General features: G+C 60.7%; 23 protein-coding genes and 1 tRNA gene. 12 read left to right on the top strand and 12 right to left on the bottom strand.

Annotated features, from left to right (window positions below):
* Positions 1–12: 12 nt before the first annotated feature.
* Positions 13–1,857: a DNA polymerase III subunit gamma/tau gene (locus SYNCC9605_RS00320; protein WP_011363102.1), complete on the top strand. Its 1,845-nt coding sequence runs from the start codon at positions 13–15 to the stop codon at positions 1,855–1,857.
* A gap of 2 nt (positions 1,858–1,859) precedes the next feature.
* On the opposite strand, the gene SYNCC9605_RS00315 is transcribed toward SYNCC9605_RS00320, so the two are convergent.
* From SYNCC9605_RS00315 to SYNCC9605_RS00305, 3 genes are read right to left on the bottom strand one after another with little or no spacing between them, the layout of a single operon-like run.
* Positions 1,860–3,107, bottom strand: a complete 1,248-nt coding sequence (locus tag SYNCC9605_RS00315) for an exo-alpha-sialidase (protein ID WP_011363101.1) — start codon at positions 3,105–3,107, stop codon at positions 1,860–1,862.
* Positions 3,107–4,426, bottom strand: a complete 1,320-nt coding sequence (locus tag SYNCC9605_RS00310; RefSeq protein ID WP_011363100.1) for a glycosyltransferase — start codon at positions 4,424–4,426, stop codon at positions 3,107–3,109. Before SYNCC9605_RS00310 ends, SYNCC9605_RS00315 begins: the two co-directional genes overlap by 1 nt.
* A gap of 24 nt (positions 4,427–4,450) precedes the next feature.
* On the bottom strand, positions 4,451–6,010 hold the full coding sequence (locus tag SYNCC9605_RS00305; protein WP_011363099.1) for a SpoIID/LytB domain-containing protein: 1,560 nt from the start codon (positions 6,008–6,010) through the stop codon (positions 4,451–4,453).
* 57 nt (positions 6,011–6,067) lie between these two features.
* On the opposite strand from SYNCC9605_RS00305, the gene rpmI reads away from it, so the two are divergent.
* Genes rpmI through SYNCC9605_RS00290 form a run of 3 tightly spaced genes read left to right on the top strand, consistent with a single transcriptional unit; the run spans position 6,068 to position 7,199 of the window.
* Positions 6,068–6,265 carry a 50S ribosomal protein L35 gene (gene rpmI, locus SYNCC9605_RS00300; RefSeq protein ID WP_006852081.1) on the top strand — a complete coding sequence of 66 codons (198 nt, stop codon included), beginning with the start codon at positions 6,068–6,070 and terminating at the stop codon, positions 6,263–6,265.
* A 56-nt stretch (positions 6,266–6,321) separates the two neighbouring features.
* Positions 6,322–6,669: a 50S ribosomal protein L20 gene (gene rplT / locus SYNCC9605_RS00295; protein WP_011363098.1), complete on the top strand. Its 348-nt coding sequence runs from the start codon at positions 6,322–6,324 to the stop codon at positions 6,667–6,669.
* Between the two features lie 11 nt (positions 6,670–6,680).
* Entirely contained in the window at positions 6,681–7,199 is a 519-nt protein-coding gene (locus SYNCC9605_RS00290) for a hypothetical protein (RefSeq protein WP_011363097.1), read from the top strand.
* 38 nt (positions 7,200–7,237) lie between these two features.
* Here SYNCC9605_RS00290 and SYNCC9605_RS00285 read toward each other — a convergent pair whose 3' ends face one another.
* Positions 7,238–7,783 (bottom strand): hypothetical protein, encoded by a 546-nt coding sequence (locus SYNCC9605_RS00285; protein ID WP_011363096.1) that lies wholly within the window; start codon positions 7,781–7,783, stop codon positions 7,238–7,240.
* Positions 7,784–7,834: 51 nt separating this feature from the next.
* On the opposite strand from SYNCC9605_RS00285, the gene SYNCC9605_RS00280 reads away from it, so the two are divergent.
* The 4 genes from SYNCC9605_RS00280 to SYNCC9605_RS00265 all read left to right on the top strand — a co-directional run bounded on the left by SYNCC9605_RS00280 (position 7,835) and on the right by SYNCC9605_RS00265 (position 11,349).
* Positions 7,835–8,653: a thiazole synthase gene (locus SYNCC9605_RS00280; RefSeq protein WP_011363095.1), complete on the top strand. Its 819-nt coding sequence runs from the start codon at positions 7,835–7,837 to the stop codon at positions 8,651–8,653.
* A gap of 92 nt (positions 8,654–8,745) precedes the next feature.
* A complete protein-coding gene (gene psb34, locus SYNCC9605_RS00275; RefSeq protein WP_011363094.1) occupies positions 8,746–8,919 on the top strand; it encodes a photosystem II assembly protein Psb34 in 174 nt (57 codons plus the stop codon).
* Between the two features lie 74 nt (positions 8,920–8,993).
* Positions 8,994–10,190 (top strand): NAD-dependent epimerase/dehydratase family protein, encoded by a 1,197-nt coding sequence (locus SYNCC9605_RS00270; RefSeq protein WP_011363093.1) that lies wholly within the window; start codon positions 8,994–8,996, stop codon positions 10,188–10,190.
* A gap of 13 nt (positions 10,191–10,203) precedes the next feature.
* Complete coding sequence (locus SYNCC9605_RS00265; protein ID WP_011363092.1) at positions 10,204–11,349, top strand: glycosyltransferase family 4 protein; 1,146 nt, start codon at positions 10,204–10,206, stop codon at positions 11,347–11,349.
* Here the strand turns inward: SYNCC9605_RS00265 and mrdA are convergent.
* The 6 genes from mrdA to cbiD all read right to left on the bottom strand — a co-directional run bounded on the left by mrdA (position 11,346) and on the right by cbiD (position 18,162).
* Positions 11,346–13,133 carry a penicillin-binding protein 2 gene (mrdA, locus tag SYNCC9605_RS00260; RefSeq protein ID WP_011363091.1) on the bottom strand — a complete coding sequence of 596 codons (1,788 nt, stop codon included), beginning with the start codon at positions 13,131–13,133 and terminating at the stop codon, positions 11,346–11,348. The two genes, SYNCC9605_RS00265 and mrdA, sit on opposite strands and share 4 nt — an antisense overlap.
* Positions 13,130–13,513 (bottom strand): hypothetical protein, encoded by a 384-nt coding sequence (locus SYNCC9605_RS00255; protein ID WP_011363090.1) that lies wholly within the window; start codon positions 13,511–13,513, stop codon positions 13,130–13,132. Before SYNCC9605_RS00255 ends, mrdA begins: the two co-directional genes overlap by 4 nt.
* Before the next feature lie 9 nt (positions 13,514–13,522).
* On the bottom strand, positions 13,523–14,134 hold the full coding sequence (locus SYNCC9605_RS00250) for a hypothetical protein (RefSeq protein WP_011363089.1): 612 nt from the start codon (positions 14,132–14,134) through the stop codon (positions 13,523–13,525).
* A gap of 357 nt (positions 14,135–14,491) precedes the next feature.
* On the bottom strand, positions 14,492–15,382 hold the full coding sequence (locus tag SYNCC9605_RS00245) for a class I SAM-dependent methyltransferase (RefSeq protein WP_011363088.1): 891 nt from the start codon (positions 15,380–15,382) through the stop codon (positions 14,492–14,494).
* Between the two features lie 54 nt (positions 15,383–15,436).
* On the bottom strand, positions 15,437–17,023 hold the full coding sequence (gene guaA, locus SYNCC9605_RS00240; RefSeq protein WP_011363087.1) for a glutamine-hydrolyzing GMP synthase: 1,587 nt from the start codon (positions 17,021–17,023) through the stop codon (positions 15,437–15,439).
* A 32-nt stretch (positions 17,024–17,055) separates the two neighbouring features.
* Positions 17,056–18,162, bottom strand: coding sequence for a cobalt-precorrin-5B (C(1))-methyltransferase CbiD (gene cbiD / locus SYNCC9605_RS00235; protein WP_011363086.1), 1,107 nt, complete (start codon positions 18,160–18,162; stop codon positions 17,056–17,058).
* Between the two features lie 38 nt (positions 18,163–18,200).
* Between cbiD and SYNCC9605_RS00230 the strand changes: the two genes are divergently transcribed.
* Entirely contained in the window at positions 18,201–19,349 is a 1,149-nt protein-coding gene (locus tag SYNCC9605_RS00230) for a pyridoxal-phosphate-dependent aminotransferase family protein (RefSeq protein ID WP_011363085.1), read from the top strand.
* Between the two features lie 32 nt (positions 19,350–19,381).
* Positions 19,382–19,453 (top strand) — tRNA-Gly (locus SYNCC9605_RS00225).
* Positions 19,454–19,805: 352 nt separating this feature from the next.
* On the opposite strand, the gene SYNCC9605_RS00220 is transcribed toward SYNCC9605_RS00225, so the two are convergent.
* Together SYNCC9605_RS00220 and SYNCC9605_RS00215 are read right to left on the bottom strand one after the other, a co-directional pair.
* Entirely contained in the window at positions 19,806–20,024 is a 219-nt protein-coding gene (locus SYNCC9605_RS00220) for a hypothetical protein (protein ID WP_011363083.1), read from the bottom strand.
* 38 nt (positions 20,025–20,062) lie between these two features.
* Complete coding sequence (locus tag SYNCC9605_RS00215; protein WP_041434305.1) at positions 20,063–20,386, bottom strand: hypothetical protein; 324 nt, start codon at positions 20,384–20,386, stop codon at positions 20,063–20,065.
* A 66-nt stretch (positions 20,387–20,452) separates the two neighbouring features.
* Between SYNCC9605_RS00215 and SYNCC9605_RS00210 the strand changes: the two genes are divergently transcribed.
* Both SYNCC9605_RS00210 and SYNCC9605_RS00205 read left to right on the top strand, forming a co-directional pair.
* Positions 20,453–20,983, top strand: a complete 531-nt coding sequence (locus tag SYNCC9605_RS00210; RefSeq protein ID WP_011363082.1) for an AbrB family transcriptional regulator — start codon at positions 20,453–20,455, stop codon at positions 20,981–20,983.
* 34 nt (positions 20,984–21,017) lie between these two features.
* On the top strand, positions 21,018–21,428 hold the full coding sequence (locus SYNCC9605_RS00205; protein ID WP_011363081.1) for a DUF6554 family protein: 411 nt from the start codon (positions 21,018–21,020) through the stop codon (positions 21,426–21,428).
* Positions 21,429–21,465 lie beyond the last annotated feature (37 nt).

The following is a 21,465-nucleotide window of genomic DNA, read 5'->3' as shown; positions in this document are numbered from 1 at the left end:
CGCTCGCGGCGCATGAGTTCGGCCTACCAGCCGCTGCATCACAAATACCGGCCCCAGCGCTTTGATCAGCTGGTGGGGCAGGAGGCGATCGCCGCCACCCTTGGCCACGCCCTCACCAGCAATCGCATTGCCCCGGCCTATCTGTTCAGTGGCCCCCGCGGCACCGGCAAAACCTCCAGCGCCCGCATCCTGGCCCGCTCGCTCAATTGCCTGAACAGCGAAGGGCCCACCCCAGAGCCCTGCGGGACCTGCGAGCTCTGCACCACGATCGCCGCCGGCACCGCCCTCGATGTGATCGAGATCGATGCCGCCTCCAACACCGGCGTCGACAACATCCGCGAGCTAATCGAACGCTCCCGCTTCGCACCGGTGCAGGCCCGCTGGAAGGTGTACGTGGTGGACGAGTGCCACATGCTCTCCACCGCAGCCTTCAACGCTCTGCTGAAAACCCTGGAGGAGCCCCCGCCGCAGGTGGTGTTCGTGCTCGCCACCACCGACCCGCAACGGGTGCTGCCGACGATCCTCAGCCGTTGTCAACGCTTTGATTTCCGACGCATTCCTCTGGATGCCCTCAACACGCATCTGAGCTGGATCGCTGAACAAGAAGCGATCGAGATCAAGCCTGAGGCCATTCATGTGGTGGCCCAACGGTCCCAGGGAGGCCTGCGGGATGCGGAAAGCCTGCTGGATCAGCTGAGCCTGCTGCCGCCACCGATCGAAGCCGCAGCGGTGTGGGACCTGCTCGGGGCCGTGCCTGAACAGGAGCTCCTGGAGCTGGTGGGGGCCATGAGCAGCGCCGAACCTGTGCAGCTGCTGGAGGCCACCCGCAACCTGCTGGACCGGGGCCGGGATCCCGGGGCCGTATTGCAGGGTCTGGCCGGGATGCTGCGGGACCTGGTGCTGATGGCGGCCGCTCCTGATCGGCTGGAGCTCACCAGCGTGTCGCCCCAGTTCCGCGAGCAGCTGCCCGCCCTCGCCAAGGCCATCGGCAGGGCCCGATTGCTGCAGTGGCAGGCGCAGCTCCGCGGCACCGAGCAACAACTGCGCCAAAGCATGCAGCCGCGCCTGTGGCTGGAAGTGCTGCTTTTGGGCTTGCTGGCGGAACCGTTGGCGGCTCAGAGCGCAGCCGCAGCTCCGGCCCCAAGACAACCAGCGACAACGCAGCCGGCAGCAGCAGCAAGCCCCCCGACAACACCAGTCGCCCTTCCTGCTCCGACGCCTTCCACCGCAGCCCCTGCAATCGAGGCGTCCACCCCCAGCCCAAAACCTGCCCCTGCTCCATCACCGGAACTTCCGTCGGTCGCCACCCCTACACCGGCAGCCAGCACCAACCTGCCCGAGCTTTGGCAACAGATCCTGGGCAGCCTCGAACTGCCCTCCACCCGGATGCTGCTATCGCAGCAGGCCCAACTTGTGCGCCTGGATGCAAACCGCGCCGTTGTGCAGGTGGCAGGCAACTGGATGGGGATGGTGCAAAGCCGGGCATCCCTGCTGGAACAGGCCGTGGCCAAAGCGCTGGGCGGCTCGAGGCAGCTGGTGCTGGAGGCCAACAACAGCGCCATGCCACCTCCGCTTGCAACAGCCCCGGCAGCGGTCGAGCCCCCCGCACCAACACCGGCGCCAACGCCGGCACCCACGGCTGCACCGCTCCAGGCACCCCCAGCAACACAAAGCCCTCCCCCGGCCGTTGCACCGGAACTGCCGCGCACCCAATCCGAGCCGATCGAGCCGAAACCAACTCCACCCACAGCCGAATCCAACCCTCAACCAAGCCCGCCGTCAGGCCTGGATCGTCAGGCCCGCAATCTGGCGGACTTCTTCAATGGTCAGGTGCTCGACGTCGATGAAATCAGCTGACCTCAGAACGAACCAAAGGGGGTGGCGTCAGGGTCGTAGCCAATCACCTCCTGTTCACGCAGCGTGACGTAGCGAATGGCTTGGCGCCCCGCCCAGGAATAAGCCACATGCAGCTCACCGGGCTGCCCCTCGATCAGGGTTGGGTAAGCCAGTTGTCCATTGAGATCCCAATTCATCGGCCCACAGAAGCCGAAACCGGTATCAATGTCGCGAATCCACGGCCACTGAAGGCCGTCGTCATCGCTGATGGCGATCGACAACGGCCATCGGGTTCGCGGCCAACGGGCCTCCCCCCACTTCAGCGGCTCCTCCGACGCGCCCGGATCCGGCGCAAAGCCAAAGCGATTGAAAATCATCGCCAATCTCCCACTCGCCAACCAGCAAGCCTGGATGGAGCTGTTGTTGTTGGGCAGCTGGGTGGGCTCTGGAGCCGACCAGGTGTGGCCGCCATCTGAACTCACACTTCGGTATATCTGATCCGCGAGGCGACTGCGAAAGAACTGGAGCAGTTGCTCGCCACCGCGCGAGGCAACGACGGAGCCATGCACCCTGCCAGTGCTGTCTGGAATGCCAAACGGCCGATCAAGACACTGACCTGACGGATCTAAACGCACCATTTCGCTGTGATCATGACCAAAGGCCCCGCCCGCTTCCAGGCTCCGATAGATCGGCAACAACCAGTGGCCGTTCTCCAATGGATAAGGGGGGTTTCGGCAGAAGGCGGGATCGTCAAACAGGTCAACGGGCATCGACCATGCCTCAGCCGACCAGGTCTCAAGATCGGAAGGATCGAGGCCATCCAGCGCCAGCCGCTGATGCCGGAGGATGGCTGTCCACTGCATGGAAAAGCTGCTGGATGCGTCGACAGCAGCACGATCCTCTGGATCGCGAACCAATTGGGCCGAATGAATCAGGTGCAAACAACCGTCAGAGACGAACAGCAAGGGGTTCTGCTCCGACCGCTCCTGATCTCGGGAAATCCGCTGCGGTTCCGACCAACGTCCGCCTTCAGCCCCCAAAAGAGACAGAAACACCGACATCCCGGCATTGCCCTCTCCGCTGCCTGCCATCCAGACACAACCCAACAGGTCAGGACGGATCCAGCACAACTGGGGCGCATGGTTTTGTTCCCCCATCGGCTCAAGCAACGCCCAAGCCCCCAGCTCAAAGGGTGTGACGAGAACCTGGCCCCAAGCCAGATCCTCAAAGCGATCCTCTGCCTGATCGAACAACGAAAAGGGCGGAACCATCAGACCTGGATGGGCTGGTCCTGACCATGGCTGGTTTTGGCCCAGACCAGGCGTTTGGGGAGCAGTGACATCCGCAAGGTCACCCAGGGAATCACCACAAACCAATGGCCCAGGTAGGCAATCGCGACGAGCAGATTGGCCAGGCTCGCTGAGGGAATCGCCGGCCCCTCGCTGCCATCGCGACATCCACGCCAATAGGCCAGACCCGACACGCTGAACGCAACCACAGACAAAGGCCAATAGACCGGCAGGCTTCGGGTGATCAGAGCCGTGCTCAGGTCAGCGAAGGACACCACCGGCAAGGCGTACTGGAGCAGAAAAAAGGCCGTCAGATCCAAGCGCTGGCGAAGACTCAACTGCGCTGAGGTGAGCACCGGCCAGTAATCGAAGAACCGCTGCAAGCCACCTTCCGCCCAGCGCTGCCGTTGCTTCCACAGGGCCTGAAGACCAGGTACCGCCTCTTCCTGAACCGGAGGGTCCCACAACAATCCCACCAAGGCGCCATGGGTCAACAGGCGGAAGCTGAGGTCAAGGTCATCGGTGACGGTGTCTTCGTTGAAGCCGCCGCTGGCCTCCAGCACCGAGCGCTTGATCAGCTGTCCGTTTCCCCGCAGCTCTGCCACCCCTCCATTGGCCAGACGCCCCGACTGGATCACCGCATCAAGAGCCATCTCCATCGCCTGGGATCGCGTCAGCCAATTGCGATCGGCGTCAATCACGGCCTTACGCAGCTGCACCGCCGACCAACCACCATCCAGGGCGTAGGGGACAAGACGCTCAAGCAGGTCGTCCTGCAATTGGGCATCCGCGTCAAGCACCAACAGCCACTCACCCTTGAGACGGTTCAAGGCGGTGTTGAGCGCACCCGACTTGCCACCACCGGCATTGCGCTGGCGATGGATGACATTGAGTCCAGGGTGCTGGCTGGCCAGATCGTCCAGCAACTCGGAGGTCCGATCAAGACTTCCGTCGTCGATCACCCAAGTGGTGAGTTGGCCGGACGGATAGCGAAGGGATGTGAGCCGTTCCACCAAACGCGGCACCACCGCCTCTTCATCACGGGCTGCAACCACCACATCAAGGCTGGGCAGCTTCGCTGGATCGACCGCTGGTCCGGACTCCGATGACCCACGCGTCAGCTGCCCGCGCATGACAGAACGAAGCCCATAGCCCCCGAGCATCAAGGCAAGGCTGATGGCGGGCCAGAGCGAACGGGCGGAGTCGAGCCAATGGGGAGCTGCACCAGCACATCCACAGGCGAACAGGAACGCTGCCGATTTCACCCGACGGTGATCACCCGATGTGGCGTTCGAGCTCATCCAGATGCCCAGGTGGGGAGGACTTTAAGGGGACTGCGTTGGTGTTGAGAGTGGGCCGTAGACAGTCCCGGGGTAGTAATGGCTCAGGATCCGTTCCACGGGCCAGCCACGCCAGGCCAGGTCAATGGCTCCCGCCTGCGACAAACCAGCCCCATGGCCGAAGCCACCACCACGCACCAGCCAGCGTTCAACCTCCTGCGCCTCCAACACGAACAGAGTGCTGGGCAGGGTGCGAAGGGTGCGACGGATGGCATCCAATTTGAGGATGACCGGAGCCGCATCGCTGCTGCCTGAGATCTGCAAGGCCAGCACCCGGCCGCTTGCGCCCCGCTCCATCACCTTCAGTTGCAAAGGAGAAACCAGGGGGTCTGCGGCTGCTCCGAGGGCCTGACGCAGGGCCGGACCCGAAAGGGTTCGGGTCCAGCGGAAGCGGGGGTGGCGCTGGCCATAGGCCCCACTGCGATCGGCAAGCAACGCTTCCACCACCTTGCGCTGCTGCTGAGGCAAGGGATGACGGTTGCGCCAGCCCTCATCCCCATCCGGCTTCGCCCGCAAGTAGATGCTGGGCTGCATGGCCCAGGCTTCGGGCCCGGCAGCCATCATCCCGCCATTGGTGGCGTGATACACCGCGCTGATCGGCTGATTGTTCAGGCTGAGCAACTTGCCCTCGGTGGCTGCAATCGCCTCGCGCACAGCAGATCCCGCATGGCGGGGATCGCTGTAGACCTGGCATTGCGTGTCGCTGCAGAGGTGATAGCCATCGATGCTGAAGCGATGGCTGTTGGCCAGAGCCCAGGTGCGCGCCAGAACGGTCTGAGCCTGCAACGCCGCCATCGGCGAACCCGCACCGATCTCATGGGGCACCACCCCCTCGAGGTAGCGCTCCAGCGGCACCTGCTCCACCAGGGTCCAACTGCGGTAGGCATCCCGTTGCAGGCGGAAGGGCCCCTCAAAGCGTCCACCCGCCCAGAGCAACCCATCCGAGGCCTCAATCAGAAGAGGTCCCTGCAGGTTGCGTCCCCCCTCCGGCGTCTGCAACACCGGTTCGACGGTGCTGGTGAAGCTGCCTTGCCAATCACGCACGGCCAGACCCTCGGGCACAGGCGAACCTTCCGGCGCCCACACCTCCCATTCCTTGGGATGGGCCACCTCAGCTGAAACCCCCAGGTCTCGCCAGCGGGAGGCGACACGATCCGCCGACTCAAAACTGGCGTAGGGACCTGCGATCCGGCGGGCCAACGGCAGCGGTCGGTCCAAAGGCACGCTTCGCCAGGAGATCACGAACCCTGAACCACTGCCTTGCTCCCCGGTGGCGTCGCGAAGGCTGAGCGATCCAGCAAAGGCCCGCAGATTCAAAGCAGCTGCCGTTTGCGCAGCACCGAGATGATCTCCCAAGGCAACCCACAACACCGGTTCAGGACCCTCAACGGGCGGTGGGTCGGCCACGGAAGGATGCGTCGCCCGTTGAACCTGTTCCACCACAGCGGGCTCAGTCTCAGTGGGTTGGAGGGCATCAACCTCCTCGCGGGTGCGGCAGCCCAGACCCATGCAAAGCAGCAATGTGAGCGTCAGCAGCCGAATCATTCAACGGGGGGCACGTCGGGACGTATTGTCGTCGTTTGTGTCCGAGCGAGCAGACCAATGCCCAAGCTGAAGACCCGCAAAGCTGCCGCGAAGCGGTTCAAAGCAACCGGCACTGGCAAATTTCTGCGTCGTCGCGCTTTCCGGAACCACCTGCTGGACCACAAAACCCCCAAGCAGAAGCGTCATCTGGCCACCAAGGCTGTGGTGGACCGCACCGATGAAGAGCGCGTGACCCTGATGATGCCCTACGCCTGAGCACAGCAGCTCAGACGAGACCGTTCAACAAGACCTGATCCAACCCTTCCAACCTCATGGCCCGCGTCAAGAGAGGCAACGTCGCCCGTAAACGCCGCAACAAGATCCTGCGGCTGGCCCGTGGCTTCCGTGGTGGCAACGGAACCTTGTTCCGTACAGCAAACCAGCGGGTGATGAAAGCCCTCTGCAACGCCTACCGCGATCGTCGTCGTCGTAAGCGCGATTTCCGTCGCCTCTGGATTGCTCGCATCAACGCCGCTGCCCGTCTGAATGGTGTGAGCTACAGCCGTCTGATGGGCGGTCTTAAGAAGGCCGATGTGCGCCTGAATCGCAAGATGCTGGCTCAGCTTGCGGTCGTTGACCCCGGTAGCTTCACCAACGTCGTGGCTGCAGCTAAGAGCTGAATTTCCCAACTGTGAACCTGCTGCCCCAGACCTACCTGCTGGGCCTGGTCGGCCTGCTTGCCATCGTTGCGGTGGTGGTAGGCCGACAGTTTTTGCTTGTGCGTCGCGATGAAGCACGCCTGATCGAGCTCGAGAAATCCGACACGGCCTCGTCACGACAGGCGTCTGACCTCTACGAGCTCGGATCCGTTCAATTACGTAAGAGGCTGTATCCACAAGCAGCTGCCACCTTGAAGCAGGCCCTGAAACGCCTCAGTGGTGAGCCGGATGAAGCCCGTGCGCTGATCGAAAACGCTCTCGGTTTTGCTTTGGCCGCACAAAAGGATTACTCCGGGGCCACCAAGCACTACAAGCTCGCCCTCAAGGCGAAAGCGGATTACCCCGTCGCCCTCAATAACCTGGCTTTCGCCCAGGAAAAGTTGCTGAAGGACGCTGAAGCGATTTCCCTCTACGAGAAGACGCTTCAACTGGAACCCGACAACATCAGCGCAAAGAAAGGACTAAAGAAACTCAAGCGTCGGAACAGCTGAGTTCTTTCAGATGCCCTCAGAACCTCAAGAGATTGGGGTCACCATAGCGGCTGAACCGGAGGTTCTTCCTTGCAGCTGGGGGTCATTGCCAGGCGTCCACCCACTCCAGTGCTGGGGTCGGCCACATTGATCAATCGAGGTGTCTGCCAGCTGGTGGGACTGAACATTTGCAGGCCGAGAAAGACGCCGCCGGGCTCAACGCCCGCAATCAGGGGATCCGCCAAGGGGATGAGGTCCAGCTGATCCGACTTGGCATGGACATTGCCTTGAACCGGTGTGGTGACGGAACCAAGGGTCATCGTGCCCCGGAGATCCACCATCTGGCCCATCGCCGTCATCTGGGTGATGTCCAACGTGACCTCGACGGTGGGATTGCCATCAAAAGGCTCAAATGTGCCGCACCATTGACGGGGCAGCGATATCGCCAGCTCTGCAGCGCGTGCGACTGGGTCAAAGCTCTCCACTGAGCCTTGATCAATCTCCATAGGCACCGCCAACTGAATCGGATCCAGAGGCAACTGGGGATTGGTCTGGAACGACACCTGGCTGCCAGCCGGGAGATCCATGGCAAGCAGGAACGGCATGGAAGACGATGGATGATGAAGAAACGCTAGGCCCTTTTGCTCAGACGCGTCATGGATTCGCCCTCCCCCAACTCCGACCCCCTAACCATTGGCGGGCGTCAGTTCAACAGCCGTCTGTTCACGGGCACCGGCAAATATCCATCCATGACATCGATGCAGCAGAGCATTGAGCGATCCGGCTGCGACATGGTCACAGTGGCTGTGCGCCGGGTGCAGACCGTGGCTGCAGGCCACGAGGGCCTGATGGAAGCCATTGATTGGCAACGGATCTGGATGCTGCCCAACACCGCGGGCTGCACCAATGCGGAGGAAGCTGTCCGTGTCGCCAGGCTTGGACGGGAGCTCGCCAAGCTGGCGGGACAGGAGGACAACACTTTCGTAAAGCTGGAAGTGATTCCTGACGCCCGGCATCTTCTGCCCGATCCGATTGGCACCTTGAACGCTGCAGAACAACTGGTGAAAGAAGGCTTCACGGTGCTGCCTTACATCAATGCCGACCCTTTGCTTGCCAAACGGCTGGAGGAGGTGGGATGCGCCACGGTGATGCCTCTGGGCTCTCCGATCGGCTCGGGCCAGGGGCTCAACAATGCCGCCAACATCGGCTTGATCATCGAGAACGCCGGGGTGCCGGTGGTGGTGGACGCCGGCATTGGTGTTCCAAGCGAGGCGGCACAGGCCCTCGAAATGGGCGCCGATGCCGTGCTGGTCAACAGCGCCATCGCCCTGGCGGGCGACCCCGCCGCCATGGCCTCGGCCATGAGCCAGGCGGTGATGGCCGGGCGGACCGCCCACCTCTCCGGGCGCTTGCCGCGGAGGGATCAGGCCTCTGCCAGTTCACCGACCACGGGCCTGGTGCAGTCACCCCAATGAAGTGAAGAGACGTGAAGTGAGGTGAAGCCTGCTTCACAAAGGCAGGCAATGAGCATTTGGACCCATAAGGTCCGACCAGTCGCATTGGACCCATGTCGGTGACCACGGAAGACGGCGGTCGTCTCAACGCCTTCGCCAAGGAGCCACGCATGGAGGTGATGGACGTCAACACCAGTCAGAGCCGCAACCGCAGCTCAATGATGATGCTGGTCAGCGGTGGATTGATCGTGGCCGCGATGGTGGCGGTGACCGTCGCCATCAGCTGAGACGGTTCGCACTGAAAATCCCTGTAGTAGCTTGCCAGGATTGAGCATCACGCTCGTTCCAGCAGGAGTTTGGGGTGAAAGTTCTCGTTCTCGGCGGTGACGGCTTCTGCGGCTGGCCCTGTGCGGTGAACCTGGCGGATCAGGGCCACGATGTTCTGATCGTGGACAACCTCAGCCGTCGCAAGATCGACATCGACCTTGAAGTTGAGTCGCTGACGCCGATCGTGAGCATCGGTGAGCGCCTCAAAGCCTGGGAGGAGACCGGGGGCAAGCCGATGAGGTTTGTCCACATGGACATCGCCCATGAGTACCAGCGGTTGCTGGATCTGCTTCACGAGGAGCGCCCGGATTCCGTGGTCCACTTCGCTGAACAGCGGGCCGCCCCCTATTCGATGAAGAGCAGCGCCACCAAGCGCTACACCGTCGATAACAACGTCAACGGCACCCACAATCTGCTGGCCGCCATCGTTGAAAGCGGTCAAGACATCCACGTGGTGCATCTGGGCACCATGGGCGTCTACGGCTATGGCTCCCACCGCGGCGCCACCATCCCCGAGGGATATCTCAAGGTGGAAGTGCCCCAGCCCGACGGCAGCCGCTTCGAAGAGGAAATCCTCCACCCGGCAAGCCCAGGCAGCGTCTATCACATGACCAAGACGCTCGACCAGCTGCTCTTCCTCTACTACAACAAAAACGACAAGGTCCGCATCACCGACCTGCACCAGGGCATCGTCTGGGGAACCAACACCGATGCAACCGACCGTGACCCGCGGCTCACAAATCGCTTCGATTACGACGGCGATTACGGCACGGTGCTGAACCGCTTCCTGATGCAAGCCGCCATCGGCTACCCGCTTACCGTTCATGGAACCGGGGGCCAGACCCGGGCCTTCATCCACATCCGCGATTCCGTGCGCTGCGTTCAGCTGGCGCTGGAAAACCCTCCGGAACAAGGGGAGCGGGTAAAGATTTTCAACCAGATGACCGAAAGCCATCAAGTTGGCGAACTGGCCAAGAAGGTGGCCGCCCTCACCGGCGCTCAGGTCAATAACTTGCCGAATCCCCGCAATGAAGCGGTGGAGAACGATCTGATCGTGGACAACCGCTGCTTCATCGAGCTGGGCCTCAACCCCACAACCCTCGATGACGGCCTGCTGAAGGAAGTGTTGGAGATTGCCACCCGCTACGCGGACCGTTGCGACCGCAACCGCATCCTCTGCACCTCCGCCTGGACCAATACCCAGGCCCAGGCCATCGGCACCGCGTCCTGATCGAGCTTCATCCTTGAAAGTCGCCTTCTTCACCGAAACCTTCCTGCCGAAGGTCGATGGCATCGTCACCCGTCTGACCAAGACGGTGAAGCATCTGGTGGACGCCGGCGATGAGGTGGTGGTCTTCTGCCCGGAAGGCTGTCCGGAGGAGTACATGGGGGCACGCCTAATCGGCGTGCCGGCAATGCCGCTGCCGCTCTATCCCGAGCTCAAACTGGCCTTACCTCGCCCGGCGGTGTCCGACGCGATCGATGCGTTTCAACCCGATCTGATCCACGTTGTAAACCCGGCGGTGCTGGGTCTCGGCGGCATCTGGCTCGCGAAGAATAAGGGCATCCCTCTGGTCGCGAGTTATCACACCCACCTGCCGAAGTACCTCGAGCACTACGGTTTGGGAATGCTGGAGCCACTCCTGTGGGAGATGCTCAAGGCCGCCCACAACCAGGCCCTGCTGAATCTGTGCACCTCCACCGCCATGGTGAAGGAACTCAGCGACAAAGGCATTCAGCACACTGATCTGTGGCAGCGGGGTGTGGACACGGAGTTGTTCCGTCCCGAGCTGCGCAGCGCGAAGTTGCGCCAGCGGCTTCTCGGCGGGCGTGACGACCGCGGTGCGCTGCTGCTCTATGTGGGCCGCCTCTCCGCAGAGAAGCAGATCGAACGGATCCGCCCTGTGCTAGAGGGCCTTCCCGATGCAAGGCTGGCCCTGGTGGGCGATGGTCCACACCGCCAACAACTGGAGAAGCATTTCGAAGGGACAGCCACCACCTTCGTCGGTTATCTCGCCGGACAAGACCTGGCAGGGGCCTACGCAAGCGGCGATGCCTTCCTCTTCCCCTCCAGCACGGAGACGCTGGGGCTGGTGCTGCTGGAAGCCATGGCGGCCGGTTGTCCCGTGGTCGGGGCCAACCGTGGCGGCATTCCCGACATCATCACCGATGGCGTCAACGGCTGCCTCTATGAACCGGACGGCGCCGACGGCGGGGCCGCGAGCCTGATCGAAGCCACCCGCCGCCTGCTGGGCAACGACCTGGAACGTCAGGCCCTGCGCAGTGCTGCCCGTGCCGAAGCCGAGCGCTGGGGCTGGGCAGGTGCCACCGAACAACTGCGGACCTACTACCGCACGGTGCTGTCAGCGCCTCAACTCACGGCCGCCTAGCGCTGCCAGGTCCGCTCCCACTCCGTCAGCACTTTCTTGGCCATCGGCAAAGCGTGGACCGACCCACCTCCAGGGGTGTTCTGGGCAAAGGCCACCACCACGATCTTGCCGTCGGGATAGGGGGCATAGCAGCCGAACCAGGCATGGTCAGGCCCTCCCGTGCTGTCTTCTGCCGTTCCGGTTTTGCCCGCCGCCGGTCGAATACCAGGACCATTGAGGCCGGCACCGGTACCTGCCTCAACCACCTTGCGAAGGCCCTCCCGGATCGTCTGCAACGTCGACGGCTGAATCGCCACCTTGGTGCGGTGCTCCGGACTCATCCAGTCGATGTCACCAGCGGCGAGATGCGGCGTCACCAACCAACCGCCATTAGCGAACACCGCATAAGCACGGGCCAACTGCAGGGGGGTGATCTGCACAACGGACTGACCGATGGAAGCACTGGCCATGTCCTCAGGGATCCAGGGCACCGTGCCGGGCTCCGCCCAACCCCGGCCACGATCGGCCCAGGGCTCATCTCCCACCAGCCCGACACTCTCTTCCCAGCCGATCTCAATGCCAGTTTTCTGCTGAAACCCAAGCTGATCAGCAGCCTGCTTCAACGCCAGGGATCCAACCCCGACGCCCACCTGATAGAAGAACGTGTTGCTCGAGTGGCGCAGGGCATCGACATAACCGATGGTGCCGAAACCCTTGCCGTTGTGGTCCGGGAAGCAGTGGCCGCCGTAGGTGATGCAAGCCTTGGTGTGCAGCTTGGTGTCGGGCGGAAATTTGCCGGATTCCATGCCCGCCATCGCCGTCACTGGCTTCCAGGTGCTGCCGGGGTCATAGGGATTCATGGCCCGGGACAGCAACGGTTTTTTCGGATTGGAGAAGAGGGCGTCGTACTCCTTCTGGGTGGTGATCAGCTTGGAGAAAAAATTCGGATCAAAGCTGGGACGACTGGCGAGGGCCAGGACCGCACCTGTTGCGGCCTCGAGAGCCACAACAGCGCCACCTGGCTTGTCGGCCAGCGCCTGCTCCGCCACCCGCTGCAAATCCAGATCGAGGGTAAGTACCAGATCCTTTCCTGCTTGAGACGGTCGATCGCCCAGGTTGCGCTGCACTTCGCCCATGGCATTCACCTCGAGCATCTGACCACCCCACTTCCCGCGCAAATGGCCCTCGTAGGCCGCTTCAACACCGGTGCGACCAATGCGGTCTCGGATCTTGTAGCCCTTTTCCGCCAGGATCTCGAATTCGTTTTCCGTGATCGGCTGGGTATAGCCGAGGGCATGAGCCGCTAGGGTTCCGTTGGGATAGGACCGCAGAATGTCGACATCCACCTGGGCGCCCCGCAGCCCGAGAGCCTGTTCACGGAAGCGCAGCACCTGTTCCGGCTTGAGATCGAGGGCCAACGTGGTGCGGTAACCATCCCGATCCAGGCCCTTCTGCCGGCGCTGGTCGAGCAGATCAGGCTTCAAATTCAGCAGCCGCGCCAAGCGATCACGCAGACCAGGCCAGTCGTCATCGCTGACCAGACGCGGCTCAAGGTAGAGGGAGTAAGTGAGTTTGCTGGTGGCCAGCACCCGGCCTTTGCGATCAAGCAATCGACCGCGGATCGGCGAGCGGGGCACCAGACGAATGCGGTTTTCGTCCGCCAGTTCGCGAAAACGCGATCCCTCCAGCAGCTGCATCCACACCAGGCGACTGACCATGGCGCTGCAGAACAGCAAAACCAGCAGCAGCAGCACAAGGGGTTGCTGACGCAGACCGGTCTGACGCTGCTGGGCGGAACGGGTCATTCCTGCTGCTGCGCTGGCAAACGGCGGCGCAACTCCTCGAGGCGTTCTTCAATCCGCCGCAGGGTCGGCAGCAGGTCGTCGGGGCCGTCCTGTTGAACCACTGTTGGTTCATCCACGGAGACCGAAACCGGCATCACCGGATTGCCCAGCCCAGGGCTCACAGCATCCAGCTGTTCCCGCACGTCACGGGCCACCGGCTCACCTTCCTGGCGTAGGTCTGCAATGGGGTCCTCCGACCCCGCCGTGAACACCTCCACCACCTTTCCAGGCCCCCCCTTCCGGGCCCGCTCCAGCACGGCCAGCCCCACAGGGAGCACGTCTTGCATCAGGGACAGACGCAACTGGTCAAGCGGATTATCCGAGTTGGAATCAGCGGCCATTGGGCCAAATCAACGGACCCCAGTCTGTCCTGAAGGAAGCGCCAATGTCGGACAAGCGGAACGGTCAGCCGCCAGGGACCAGCCCATCACCCCGCTGAGCACCATCAGCATCACCACAGGCACCAGGGCTTTCTGGGTGGTGTCCAGCAGGATCCACTCGCGCCAGGCACGCCAGAAGCGGCTGCGCTCAAAGCGCCGATGCTCACGGGATTCATCCCGCTGACGCCGACGCATGGCCTTGTCCACCCAACGCTCAAAGGCCCGCTTCTTGGTGATCGTCATCTTGCGTTCCACCTCGAGCATCTGCCCGGAGCCCAGCTCGGGATGGAAGGTGCTGATCAGCTCCAGACTCTTAAGGAACATCTCCACAGCGCCATCGTGGACAGCGGTGGCGTGATCATCCAGCTGGCCCCAGTCAAGTTCGGGGTAAAACCGGCTGCGATTGGCCGTGATCTGATCCTCCGTCAGCTGACCGGGCTCCCGCAGCCAGCGATCGGTGTTGCTGTCGAACCGCCGCCAGTAAAGAAAGGGGTTCAGATAGATCGTGCGTCCACGCAGCTGAATGCTGTCCTGCTGCAACCGGCGCTGCAGCTGAAAATCCTGCTGTTGTGTCGCCGTCATATCCCAAAGGCCGGTGGCCCAAGGTATCGGTGATGCGGGGCCGTCGCCAGCCGTGGATCAGCCTGGATTTGAGACTAATCCCACCCAAACATGGAATACCTTTCAACAAAGCCAACACCCCCTTACTCCAAAAAAATCGATAAGCCCCTATTGCACTATGCACCGAAGCGAAGTGTTAACACCGAATACAAAAAATATGCAAAGCAAGGAAAATTCCTAAGCCTTAATAATGACACCCGGAACACAACTTAGAGCCCTTTAAAGGCAGCTTTAAATCGTCTACAAAAGCACAAATTTAAGACTTAAGCTCCAACAGAATCAGCGACAATTCTGTTACGAAACTCTAAAAAAGCTGATTTATTCAAAAGAAATCGCGACATAAAACTCGTCAAAGTTAGGGTATACCTTCAATTCATTGATGTTTGGAATGAAATCGAAAGCGGCCAGCTGACTTAAAATCTTTCTCATGCTTTCTGGAGTGAACTGCCAACAGTGAACATCAACATATTCATTACTAGAAAATTCATCAAAAGCCGATTCGATCCGCTTTCTCATGGAAGGCTGCAGGGAATCAAAAGGATTTACCCCATCCTGATAAGTATGCGAGGTAAAGACACGGTGCTCAAGAATAGACTTAAAAGACGGCTTTTCATACTTCAAATAATATGCGGCAATTACGTCAACTATCGTTGACTCTGATATAAAGAAGTCAAAACAACGATATTTGTGTGGCACCGAAAAGAAATACCAACCACCAGGACTCAAAATGGATGTTATTTTAAGTAAATGAGCAATCAAATCGGGCTGATGCTCGACACAGTGATGCGAAACTACTGCATCGTACAGAACATCTATCTGATCATAACCATCAGACAGAATCCATTTAATTTCGGGAACATTCTGGGGATTTCTTCCTACATCACTTGCTCTAGCAATTAATTCATCGCGACTCAAAAAATCAGCGTAATGTATCACAACTGATTCTTCGGAATCAGCAATAAAATCGAGAGTTGGATTATCAAATACGCCGATTTCAAGCAGATTTTTTTTGCCCTGCAGAAGACTCAAAAAATCTCTCTTACTGGAGATAGAAGTTGAAACTCTGTTTTCTTTTTTCCCGTAACTATCATAATGCTTAATTAATTCTTCGTCCGAAAAACTTTCGAGATCAGCGCTACTGGCTCTGTAAGCAGAAGCGGAAAACTGATCAGAAGGAAAACAACTTTCCACAGCTTTTCGGCAGGACAAGTAATCTATTATTAATAATAACCTATTTTACCTCTATTCATAGTTTGAAGCTAACTATTCCCACTCAATCGTGCCGGGAGGCTTGCTGGTGATGTCGAGCACCACCCGGTTCACCCCCTTCACCTCATTCACGATCCGATTGGAGATGGTCTCCATCAGGTCGTAGGGGAGGCGGGACCAATCGGCGGTCATCCCGTCCTCACTGGACACACAGCGCAGCACGATCGGCCAAGCATAGGTGCGCTTGTCGCCCATCACCCCAACGGAACGCACCGGCAGCAGCACTGCAAAGGCCTGCCAGATGTCGTGATACAGCCCTGCCTCCTTGATTTCCTGGCGAACGATCAAGTCGGCATCACGCAGACAATCCAGCTTTTCGTCGGTGACTTCACCCAGGATCCGTATGGCTAGACCAGGCCCCGGGAAGGGATGGCGGCGCACAATTTCCTCGGGCAGACCGAGGCTGCGGCCCACCTTGCGCACTTCGTCCTTGAACAGCTTGCGAAGGGGCTCCACCAGCTTGAACTGAAGATCCTTGGGCAGGCCGCCCACGTTGTGGTGGCTCTTGATCTTCACGGCAACCCGTTCACCCGTCTTCGGATCAACGTTGGTGCCGGCACTTTCGATCACATCGGGGTAAAGCGTTCCCTGGGCCAGGTAATCAAAGGGTCCGAGGCGCTTGCTCTCCTCTTCGAACACCCTGATGAACTCGGTGCCGATGATCTTGCGCTTCTCCTCCGGATCGGTGATGCCCTCCAGCTTGCCGATGAACCGCTGGCGCGCATTGATGTACTCCACATGGATGTTGAACTTCCGATCGAAGAAGTCCATCAGGAACTCAGGCTCGCCCTTCCGCATGAAGCCCTGATCGATGAACATGCAGGTGAGCTGATCACCGATCGCCTTTTTCAGCAGAAAGGCGAGAGTGGATGAATCCACACCGCCGGAGAGGGCCAGCAGGACGCGTTTGTCGCCCACCTGCTCCCGAACCAGGGCAACGGCTTCATCGATGAATGCCGCGGTGGTCCAATCCGGGTCACAACCGCAAACGTGATACACGAAATTGCGGATCAGGGCCATGCCGCAGGTGGAATGCACCACCTCGGGGTGAAACTGCACGCCGTAGAGCTTGCGTTGCAGGTGCGCCACCGCCGCTTCCGGGGTGTTGGCGGTGTGGGCCAAGCGCACAAACCCCTCGGGGAGGGCCTTCACCGAGTCGCCATGGCTCATCCACATCGTCGAGCCGTTGTCGACGTTGGTGAGCAGGTCCGTTGGGTCATCCACTTCCAGGGGCGCCTTGCCGTATTCGGCCTTGCCCGTGGCGGCTTCCACAACGCCACCAAGCTGCTGCACCATCAACTGCATCCCGTAGCAAACCCCCAGCACGGGAATGCCCAGATCCCAGATGCCGGGATCGCAGAGCGGCGCATGTTCGGCATACACGGAGCTGGGGCCACCGCTGAGGATGATTCCCTTCGGAGCCATGCGTCGCAGCTCCTCCGCCGAAGTGCTGTAACCGAGCACCACCGAAAACACCTCGGTCTCGCGCACCCGTCGGGCAATCAGTTCCGAATACTGGGAGCCGAAATCAAGAATGACGATGGCCGGCTGACGCTGAGTGTCGGACGAGGGCTGGGACATCGATCCTGGGAGGTACCGCTCGCAGACGAGCGTCAATCCCTCAATGTAAAGAAGCGCTTCTCCGCCTCAGGTCCCCACCAGCGCAGGGTGCGGCTCCGGTCGAACAGGGCAGCACCAATCCGCATCGACCAGGCGCCGTAGCGGGCCAAATAGGAATGGCTGCGCTGCTCCACGATCGCCGCCAGATGCTGCCCGAGGGCCCTGGCTTGATCAGGATCCAGCGCCTGAAAGGCTTCCTCAACTGAGGCAGCGCCGCGACATTGCAGCAATTCAGCCGTCGACAGGCCGGCATCCAGCCCCAGCGCCACCAGCACCTCCAAACGGCCATCGGCCAGGTGGTGATGGGTGTGAAAGATGCCGCCGGCCAACTTGATCAATTTGCCGTGGTAACCGAGCAGCAGCAGGTCACGGACACCAGCCTCCGCCGCGGCCACCAGCACCGGTCCGACCCAGTTCCCCACCTTGAGCACAGGCCCCAAACCTTGCTGACGGGCCAGGTCCAAGCCGTTCTCACCGATCACCAGAACGAGGCGTCCCTGAAACGCTGGATCCGCAGCGCGTGCCTCCAGCTCGGCAAGCACCTCCTGCAGCTGATCCGGCGCTGCGCTGCGCTGCACCTCCGCCTGGGTGCCAATCAAGGCCAAACCATCCACGACGCCGAAGGCGGCATTACTGGTGCGTTGGGCCAGGGAGCGGCCCCGCGGAAGAATTGGCTGCACCATCAAGCCCCGACCGGCAGGCAGCAGGGGAAGCAGATTGCGCTCCAGCAGCTCACGGGCGAAACCGGAGAGACAGATGTCTCCCTCGGGACCGAGCCGGCCCACACCTTCTCCGGGCTGCAGCTCAAGCACCGGCTGGGGTGTAGCGATCCAGGCCACCCGCACCCAGACCTCAAGATCGCGCGTCAGATCAAGTCCTGGCCCTGGATCACAGCGACTGATCCCCAGAGCCTGGCCATCGGATAAGGGGGCTGCCGAACAAACCGGGACCTGCAAAGAGGGTCGATCCGATCCCTGATTCAACTGCTGCTCAGCGTTGAACGGCTCATCAAGCAACACCTGCAGGGCTGCCTTCGCCGCCGCCGCCACCCACACCGGCAGGGTCAATCCAGGGCTGGAGGGGGCGATGGAACCGGACAAGCTGTTTTCTAGAGTCGCCGATTGGCATCCCCCGCGCCATGCAGGACAAGCTCACCCTGATGATTCCGGGCCCCACCCCGGTGCCGGAAACGGTACTGAAGGCCATGGGTCGTCACCCCATTGGCCACCGCAGCGGGGAGTTCCAGGCCATCGTGCGGCGCACCACCGAACAGCTCAAGTGGTTGCACCAGACGACGAGCGACGTCCTGGTGATCACCGGCAGCGGTACCGCCGCCATGGAGGCGGGAATCATCAACACCCTCAGCCGCGGCGAGAAGGTGCTCTGCGGTGACAACGGCAAATTCGGCGAACGTTGGGTCAAGGTCGCCCGCGCCTACGGACTGGATGTTGAGGTGATCAAGGCGGAGTGGGGCCAACCCCTCGATCCGGAGGCCTTCCGCTCAGCATTGGAAGCCGACAGCGCCAAAGCGATCAAGGCCGTGATCCTTACCCACTCGGAAACCTCGACAGGGGTGATCAATGACCTGGAGAGCATTGCCCGTCACGTGAAGACCCACGGCACGGCGCTGACCCTGGCGGACTGCGTCACCAGCCTGGGTGCCACCAACGTGCCCATGGACGCCTGGGGACTGGATGTGGTGGCTTCAGGCGCACAAAAGGGCTACATGCTCCCGCCGGGCCTCAGTTTTGTGGCCATGAGCGCACGGGCCTGGGAGGCCTACGAGCGCTCCGATCTGCCCAAGTTTTATCTGGATCTGGGCCCCTACCGGAAAACAGCGGCGAAGGACAGCAACCCCTTCACACCGGCAGTGAACCTCTACTTCGGCCTGGAAGCTGCTCTGGACATGATGCAGAAGGAAGGCCTGGAGGCGATTTTTGCCCGCCATGCCCGCCATCGCGCCGCCGCCCAGGCAGGTATGAAGGCCATGGCCCTGCCTCTGTTTGCCGCCGAGGGTTACGGCAGCCCGGCCATCACCGCGGTGGCTCCCGAAGGCATCGACGCCGAACAGTTACGCAAGGCCGTGAAGGAGAAATTCGACATTCTTCTGGCTGGAGGACAAGACCATCTGAAAGGGCAGGTGTTCCGTATCGGCCATCTCGGCTATGTCTGCGACCGGGATGTTCTGACCGCAGTCGCTGCGATTGAAGCCACCCTTCAGTCCCTCGGCCTGCACAAAGGCAGCATGGGAGCAGGTGTCGCTGCAGCCTCGGCTGCTCTGGGTTAAAACACAGGTGGCGAGAGCGATCTCGCCCCTTTGCGGGTGTAATTCAGTGGTAGAATGTCAGCTTCCCAAGCTGAACGTCGCCGGTTCAAATCCGGTCACCCGCTTGGAAAATTTCAGGTTTTCATCAAGAACGAGACTTGACGAGCTGAAGAACCTGAGGTCTGGCAGACCCAGCACGTCGCTCGTGGCCCAAGGCCTGCAAGATCAACGAACCCGCTTCATTGATTCGGCCATCCTCTGCACATTGACGAGCACTTGCAAATAAAGCTTGGGCTGCAGTTTCATAATCCTGACGATGTTGAGCGGCCGTCTCAGATTGTTTTGTTGTCGTAAGCGTCAAGGCCAACGTTCGAATCCCTTTCTCAACAAAACAATAGCTCTAATTGATATTTAGACCATCTCAGACGCGAAACTCGGAGCTGCTGAACAACAACCGTTCGATTGCTTGAAGTCAGGTCAGGTTCCTGGTTCTTCAGCGTTGCCCCCCAGATCGGCAATCCGGTCCCGCAACTGAGAGCAGCGGCGTTGATCGCCTTTGGCTTCAGCAAGAGCAAGCGCAAACTCCAGCTTCTCGAGCTGATGCCCCCCTTCAAGGAAACCTGACCGGGTCCAGATGGTCATGCCATGCAGGGTGCGAGAAGCACATGCATTGGAGGCAGGGATGGTGATCGCCATAGTTACCTTTCTTTTTATTTTGGCACCGCGCGCCACCCCTACGCGACATCGCAGCTCGCTTCCGTTTCGGCCTCCTGACCCCAGGAATCGTGCTGAGAGGAGTCTTCAGCCATTTCAGGCTCTGTGATCGGAGCTGTGCTGTCCAAAAGCTCACGCGTTTCCCGCAACAGAGCTTCAACACCCTCCAGGGTGGTGATCTCTTCGTTGGGGACAGCATTCAGATCCTTCTGCTGCTGGCGCAGTTGGAGCTCAAGCGCTTCCTGACGCTGTTCCAGTTTCACCAAGCGCTGCGATAGAGCCGTGATGGTTTGCGCGAGATCTTCCGCAGTGCGGGTGATCCGAAAGGACACGGAGGACGTCATCACCGAAAAGCTGGTGGTTGCGCTGATAACAACACAGGAGCGCCGCTGTCTCAAGATCAAGCAGACATGACGCAATCGAGACAGATGCCTTCCTTGGCAACGCTGGCGCTCTACCTGTTGGCGGGAACCGCCATCGGACTGCTGGCTCTGTTCAGCGGCATCCCCGCCGCACCTCTGGCTGGAGCTCTCTTGGGTGCTGGCATCGTCAGCATGAGTGGCCAGTTGGAACCAGCCACCTGGCCACAGGGAACGCGCACGGTTCTTGAGATCGGCATTGGGACTGTGATCGGAACCGGCCTGACGCGAGCATCCTTGGAACAACTGCAAGTTCTCTGGAAGCCTGCGGTTCTGATCACCCTGGCCCTGGTACTGACAGGACTCGTCGTCGGCCTCTGGACCAGCCGACTGCTCGGCATCGATCCCATCGTGGCCTTGCTTGGTGCTGCCCCAGGAGGCATCAGTGGCATGAGCCTTGTCGGTGCCGAATTCGGTGTTGGTGCCGCGGTGGCCGCCCTCCATGCCGTGCGGCTGATCACCGTGCTGCTGGTGCTGCCGTTGGTGGTACGACTGATCGTGCCCTCGACAGCCGGAAGCTGATCGATACCTTGGGGGCCACTCCACAACTGACGTCATGGGTCCCATCAGGTCATCGCTGGTTCTCTCCGCCGCGGCCCTGATCGGCGCTTTCAGCAGCGTTACGCCAGCCCTGCAAGCGGCCGAACCCACTGAAGACAAGGGAGCCAAGATCTATTGCTATTTGCGATCCAGCGGCAACAACCACAAGGTGAGCTGGAATGCCGCCTACGCCGTGATCAAGCGCCAGGGCAGGAGCATGTTCAAAACATCCCCGGAACATGCCTCGGTGATGATTACGGAAGCCGTCGTCAACGACCCCGGCAATTTCCCCGACTGTGGCCAGTTCCTTGGTGATCTGTTCGGCGGAAACACCCAACCAGCCACAGCTGCCACCCTTGGAAAGTCCTCAACCATCTCCGAAAGCACCATCGAAAGCACTGACGACACCACGCGTTACAGCTACTGAGACGCCAAAGCTTCTGGGGCTAACTCTCCTGGGTGCC

Source organism: Synechococcus sp. CC9605 (assembly GCF_000012625.1).
Lineage (GTDB): Bacteria > Cyanobacteriota > Cyanobacteriia > PCC-6307 > Cyanobiaceae > Parasynechococcus.
This window is presented reverse-complemented; position numbering and strand designations above follow the sequence as displayed.

Excerpts from the sequence above, each read along its gene's own strand:
- SYNCC9605_RS00250 (WP_011363089.1), bottom strand. The coding sequence starts at position 14,134 with ATGACGGCGACACAACAGCAGGATTTTCAGCTGCAGCGCCGGTTGCAG.
- rplT (WP_011363098.1), top strand. The coding sequence starts at position 6,322 with ATGGCCCGCGTCAAGAGAGGCAACGTCGCCCGTAAACGCCGCAACAAG.
- SYNCC9605_RS00230 (WP_011363085.1), top strand. The coding sequence starts at position 18,201 with ATGCAGGACAAGCTCACCCTGATGATTCCGGGCCCCACCCCGGTGCCG.
- guaA (WP_011363087.1), bottom strand. The coding sequence starts at position 17,023 with ATGTCCCAGCCCTCGTCCGACACTCAGCGTCAGCCGGCCATCGTCATT.
- SYNCC9605_RS00205 (WP_011363081.1), top strand. The coding sequence starts at position 21,018 with ATGGGTCCCATCAGGTCATCGCTGGTTCTCTCCGCCGCGGCCCTGATC.
- rpmI (WP_006852081.1), top strand. The coding sequence starts at position 6,068 with ATGCCCAAGCTGAAGACCCGCAAAGCTGCCGCGAAGCGGTTCAAAGCA.
- SYNCC9605_RS00320 (WP_011363102.1), top strand. The coding sequence starts at position 13 with ATGAGTTCGGCCTACCAGCCGCTGCATCACAAATACCGGCCCCAGCGC.
- SYNCC9605_RS00305 (WP_011363099.1), bottom strand. The coding sequence starts at position 6,010 with ATGATTCGGCTGCTGACGCTCACATTGCTGCTTTGCATGGGTCTGGGC.
- SYNCC9605_RS00285 (WP_011363096.1), bottom strand. The coding sequence starts at position 7,783 with ATGCCGTTCCTGCTTGCCATGGATCTCCCGGCTGGCAGCCAGGTGTCG.
- SYNCC9605_RS00315 (WP_011363101.1), bottom strand. The coding sequence starts at position 3,107 with ATGGTTCCGCCCTTTTCGTTGTTCGATCAGGCAGAGGATCGCTTTGAG.
- mrdA (WP_011363091.1), bottom strand. The coding sequence starts at position 13,133 with ATGACCCGTTCCGCCCAGCAGCGTCAGACCGGTCTGCGTCAGCAACCC.
- SYNCC9605_RS00220 (WP_011363083.1), bottom strand. The coding sequence starts at position 20,024 with ATGGCGATCACCATCCCTGCCTCCAATGCATGTGCTTCTCGCACCCTG.
- SYNCC9605_RS00255 (WP_011363090.1), bottom strand. The coding sequence starts at position 13,513 with ATGGCCGCTGATTCCAACTCGGATAATCCGCTTGACCAGTTGCGTCTG.
- psb34 (WP_011363094.1), top strand. The coding sequence starts at position 8,746 with ATGTCGGTGACCACGGAAGACGGCGGTCGTCTCAACGCCTTCGCCAAG.
- SYNCC9605_RS00210 (WP_011363082.1), top strand. The coding sequence starts at position 20,453 with ATGACGCAATCGAGACAGATGCCTTCCTTGGCAACGCTGGCGCTCTAC.
- SYNCC9605_RS00280 (WP_011363095.1), top strand. The coding sequence starts at position 7,835 with ATGGATTCGCCCTCCCCCAACTCCGACCCCCTAACCATTGGCGGGCGT.
- SYNCC9605_RS00310 (WP_011363100.1), bottom strand. The coding sequence starts at position 4,426 with ATGAGCTCGAACGCCACATCGGGTGATCACCGTCGGGTGAAATCGGCA.
- SYNCC9605_RS00215 (WP_041434305.1), bottom strand. The coding sequence starts at position 20,386 with ATGACGTCCTCCGTGTCCTTTCGGATCACCCGCACTGCGGAAGATCTC.